Here is a 5149-nt window from a genome sequence, read left to right as displayed (position 1 = left end):
CTATTGTAGTCCGGATTCTACTATATGTTTGGATTATTACTTCTTCCTAGTAACAGTATAAATCACTTTTCCTTCCTTATTTATCATGTGTAAATTCAGTTCCTTTTTGTCGGCACAAATCAGCGAAAAGCCTGTATCACTACTGCAGAATTTTGTTCCATCTATAGGTTTAACCTTACGGCTGAGCGAACCTGATGTATTCACTATATAATCTATTTTACTATCAGCCTTACGAATATGCTGGAAATTATGTATGTGTCCGCACAAATACATATCTACATTCTTGTGCTTGCGTAATATAGAATCAAGCCTTTTCTGCAAGTCAAGTCTTTCAGACTCGTCTTTACCTGTCTCAGCATATATAGGATGGTGTCCCACTACCAGTACCCAGTCTTCCTTTGCCGCTGTCAGGACTGAGTCAATCCATTCCAACTGTTTATCCATATCCTGTTTGCAAGCGTCGGGATATTTCTCTGTATCCTCACGATATTTGTCGAGAAGAGGAGCTGTGTCCACCATTACAAAACGTACTGTCACCCCATCATTCTCCATTGCGAAAGTATAATAACGGCTTGGCACATTCCATCTTGCACTTACAGCACTGTAATCAATCACAGCCTGAGTATTTCCACGATATTCATGGTTTCCAAGTATGGCATACCACGGAATCATCAGTTCAGGATGACTGTATATAAGCTCGTAGTTAGTCATCCACAACGGGTCATTAACGCTGCGTACGCCTTCAAAATGATGTACGTCGCCGGCAGCAACCACACATTCTATATCTACTGTCTCTGCCATATTTCCCATCAGTTCGGCAATAGGTTTCTGGTCATAATATCCGTTACGGCCAAGGTCATTGGCAAGATAGAAATTCAATGGCTTTTCCAGAGCTTTCCAGCTTTCAGGCGTTTGTGCAAATGAAACTGCAACTACCGCCAAAGCCATAAACAGTGTAATGATGTTTTTTCTTAATGAGATCATAATTATTATAATTTGATTTATTGATTTAATTTACTTGTGCAAAGTAACGATACAAAGCTGAAAAGATTCTGAATTATCTTTATATAACAGACAAATCAGAATCTTTTTAAAATATATTTATACTAACACCTATTTATCAGAAACTGATTTTCACACCTGCATTAGCTCTGACTCCATAGAACTCGGCCTGCATAGTACGTTCTTTTGTACCCTGATAATAGCGTAGCGGCTGGTTAAGAAGGTTTGTAGCTTCTGCATAAACAGTACATTTCACCTTCTTGCCGAATGTATAACTTGCGTTCACATCCATATAGTTTACAGAATCATAATATCTGTCAAGGTCTGCATGTTCGCCCATTTCATCTATGAAATCTGAAGCATAGTTATAAGACAATCTTACGTTAAATCCTTTCTTTTCGAAATAAAGAGAAGCATTTGCAGTATGCTCAGGAGATCCCGGAAGTCTCAAATCCTTTTCATTTTCACGTCCTTCGAAATTGAAGTTCTTGACATTTGTGTAAGTGTAAGTATAGTTACCATAGAAACCGATACATTTCAATGCCGGAGCTATGAAACCAAAGTCACGCTGGAAACCGACTTCAACACCGAGAAGGTCTGCGTCACCGGCATTTACAGATTTCTTTATCTCCTTGAAATCAACTCCAGGATACCCGGCAAATTCTCCGCTTGTACGCTGGTCAACTATAAAATCGTCTATTCTCTTATAGAAGATACCTGCGGAAACAAGTCCTATGCTTTTGAAATAATAGTCGGCACTCAAATCGAAGTTATAAGATAAAGTTGGAGTCAAATCTGGATTACCTATATAGATTTCTGTTTCTGCAAGATTTATATTCGTACTTGGTACAAGTGCTGAATACTTAGGTCTTGCAAGAGTTTCAGTAAACGAAGCACGTACTTTGAAATCATCGTTTACATTAAACTTATAAAGGACGCTTGGAAGTATATTTATATAATTGTTCTTACGTTCTCCAGTCGGATCCAAAGTTTCGTTCTCATCCGCATCTACGTTCCAGTTGAAACCGCTATAAATAAGGTTAGTTGCTTCCAGACGCGCACCAAGTACCAATTGGTGACGTTTTCCGAAATTCTGGTCAAAACGCAAGTAGCCTGAAGTCACTCTTTCTGTCGCGTCGAAGTTTCCTGACGATTCTTCCAGAACACGTTCTCCCTCCATATCAGAGAAATTCATGTTTCCAAGATATTCTTTTGTAACGAAATCTGTTGACTGATACTGTGATCCCGGCATATATCCATCACGCACCTGCGAGCTAAGATGACTCATATATTCGGTTCCGAATTTTTCTTCGTATGCGTCACAGTAGTCGTAAACTACAATATCCTTATGTTTGTTCTTGCTGACATGCTTTGCACCGAATTTCAGTCTGTTGCTATAATAGCCTAAAGCCAAAGGCAATTCAAAATTCAGTTTAAACTTAGCGTCTGTTTCATATATTTCCTGATTTGAATTTGTCAGTTCGTCCAATCCCCAGTCTCCTGTATTAGGATTAACCTTAGTTGAGATATAAGGGAAGCGCTGACCTGCATCAACAACATCAAGAGCTATATCTTTCTGTTTAAGAGTGAAATATCTTTCTTCAGGACGGTCTTCGCTTGCACGAGAGTAAGACGCACCCCAGTCCATTTTCAATTTACCGAACAGGTGTTCACCTCCCAAAGCCAAGTCCATTGTCTGCTGCAATTCAAGACGGGCATTTCTGTTGTCAGAAGAACCTCCTTTGGTCTGAATTTCCACTTTGGCTTCACCGTCTGCCGCAGCATCAAGATCTTTATATGAGATACGGTAACGGTTTTCCCAGTCGTGACGACGGTTATAGATACCCTTGAATGTAAGCTTGTGATTAGGATTTATATCATAATCCAAAGACAACGAATAACTCTGACGCTGGCGTGTCACATAATACTGACGGGTTTCTGCGTCTGTAATGAAAACTTCTCCCGTATCTTCATCCCTGTCATATTCAAACTCCACATCGTCCGAACCTATAGGAGCATTCTGATATGAAAGAGCCACCATCATACCGAGCTTGTCGTTGAAGAAACGGTCACCGTAAGTAAAGCCGGCATTGACCTGTGCTTTCTGGCTCACTACATTATAGCCACTACCAAGAGTTGCATTGATAACACGCTTGAACGGAGTACTCTTTGTGACAAGATTGATAGAACCACCGATAGCATCTCCATCCATATCTGCAGTAACCACCTTGTTTACTTCAATAGTCTGAACCATATCAGAAGGAATGAGGTCAAGCTGTACATTACGGATATCACCCTCTGCCGAAGGAATCCTGTTACCATTGATAGTTACAGAACTTAAATCAGCCGAAGTACCGCGAACCTGTCCGAAGCGAGCTTCACCCTGGTCATACTGAACATTGATACCACTGATACGTTTCAAAGCGTCACCGATGTTTGAGTCAGGGAACTTACCGACCTGGTCGGCAGAAACCACATTCACAATACCCATTTCGTTTTTCTGTGAGTTTAATGCACGACGCTGTCCCTGAAAAGCACCACCAACGATTACTTCCTGCAATTCAACACCTTCATTAAGTACAATATTTTTCTCAACAGTTTTACCGCCTGAGATTTTGATTTTCATTTCAAAAGGACTATAACCTACGTATGTCACTTTAACCTTATATTCACCCGGTTTAAGATTAGGGAGAATATAGAAGCCGTCTATATCACTGACTACACCGGTGTGTAAATCTTCTATAAATATAGAAGCTCCCGGCAGTGTGTGATTCTCAGTATCTACCACACGTCCTCTTACAATACCCATTTCTGCAAGCTCTGTGTCGTCTGCAGCGAAAACATTTGCACTAAGTGCTGTTGCAGCCAAGACGCATGCAACACTTTTAAAAACCTTTTTCATACCTTTATTAAAAAAACTTTTTCTGGTGCAAAGGTCTCAATAAGCGGTTACATATTCATTTCGCAGATTTTAAGAATTCAAAACAAAAATATTGCAAAAACATTACAGTAAAAACTATTTATAACTTATAGTTTTCACTTCTCCCCATGTTATAGAAGTAAGGCCATCCTTATTCCACAAACATTCTCTCACAGTAATAATCTTATTATCAGTATCAATACATACAACCTGATAAGACAACAGGTTTTCATTCTTGGAAGAATACTCCCCTTTCATCGGCGAATCCACTCTGAATACAGGAAGAGAAACAGTACCATTGACACCCTTCCATTCATAGAATTCATTATAATTGCAGTCACCATGAAAATATGCCTTGATCTGTGGATGTGACTCCACGAAACGTTCAAAACGACTCCAATTACCCTCAGGCAATTTGTTAATATTATCAACAGAACAGGTATCACTCAACAGATTTTCAAACTTGTCAACCGCATTTATATTATAAGGATAGTTAGGATTGGTATAATGTTTTGCATCAGCCTCAACAGGGTCATGGGTGAATATTATAACAGGCGAAACAGGATCTTCCTTCATGACACTGTCCATCCACATACGCATATTGCTGTCGGGCCACATACCAATGAACATAAATCTGAGGCTATCCCTGACAAAGGAATATCGTACCTGATTTTCCGAATAATTAAATTCTTTAATCTCACTATGTCCGTACACCGGCATATTATGATTGAATATACCTACCGCACTCGCATCATCACGCTCAGGTGAAAGTCTCTTCGGGTATCCTATAGCATTTGATATGTCATGATTTCCGGGAACAACATAAACAGGATAATCCAAAGCATCTATCCAGTCCTTTTTAAATTGATTCCACGATTCAGATGCTGTCCATGCTCCTTTCTGCATTCTGTTTGAAATATCCCCCGTACAAATAAGGAAATCCGGCTCCCCGAATACAGTTCCTGCTCCGGCTCCTCCGTCCGACGGCAGTGGTGAAGAATAAAGCAACGTAAACGATTTCAGCATCTCGTCCACCACCTTATATGTCTCACACTCCTTTCCTCTAAAATTTCTCTTTATTCCATAATGAAGGTCTGAACAATATATAAACCGTATCTCTTCAGCGTCTAAAGTTAATACATTGATAAAATTGAATATCAGAAAAAGAAAAAGCGAAATAAAACGAATAGTTCTCATTTGTTACAGCTACATTTTAATGTTTATAAC

The 5149-nt window shown here is 39.5% G+C and carries 3 protein-coding genes; all 3 read right to left on the bottom strand.

The window, feature by feature from the left end; genetic code table 11:
* Nucleotides 1-36: 36 nt before the first annotated feature.
* A complete protein-coding gene (locus I6E24_RS15210) occupies nucleotides 37-948 on the bottom strand; it encodes a metallophosphoesterase (RefSeq protein WP_394800421.1) in 912 nt (303 codons plus the stop codon).
* A 172-nt stretch (nucleotides 949-1120) separates the two neighbouring features.
* Entirely contained in the window at nucleotides 1121-3904 is a 2784-nt protein-coding gene (locus I6E24_RS15205) for a TonB-dependent receptor (RefSeq protein ID WP_235329439.1), read from the bottom strand.
* Between the two features lie 114 nt (nucleotides 3905-4018).
* Nucleotides 4019-5119, bottom strand: coding sequence for a metallophosphoesterase family protein (locus I6E24_RS15200; protein WP_235329437.1), 1101 nt, complete (start codon nucleotides 5117-5119; stop codon nucleotides 4019-4021).
* Nucleotides 5120-5149: the final 30 nt, after the last annotated feature.

Source organism: Bacteroides caecigallinarum, assembly GCF_021530995.1.
Classification (GTDB): Bacteria; Bacteroidota; Bacteroidia; order Bacteroidales; family Bacteroidaceae; genus Phocaeicola; species Phocaeicola faecigallinarum.
This window is presented reverse-complemented; position numbering and strand designations above follow the sequence as displayed.

What these genes read in the sequence shown, in the direction of transcription:
- I6E24_RS15210 (WP_394800421.1), bottom strand. Translation starts at nt 948, where the DNA reads ATGGCTTTGGCGGTAGTTGCAGTTTCATTTGCACAAACGCCTGAAAGC.
- I6E24_RS15205 (WP_235329439.1), bottom strand. Translation starts at nt 3,904, where the DNA reads ATGAAAAAGGTTTTTAAAAGTGTTGCATGCGTCTTGGCTGCAACAGCA.
- I6E24_RS15200 (WP_235329437.1), bottom strand. Translation starts at nt 5,119, where the DNA reads ATGAGAACTATTCGTTTTATTTCGCTTTTTCTTTTTCTGATATTCAAT.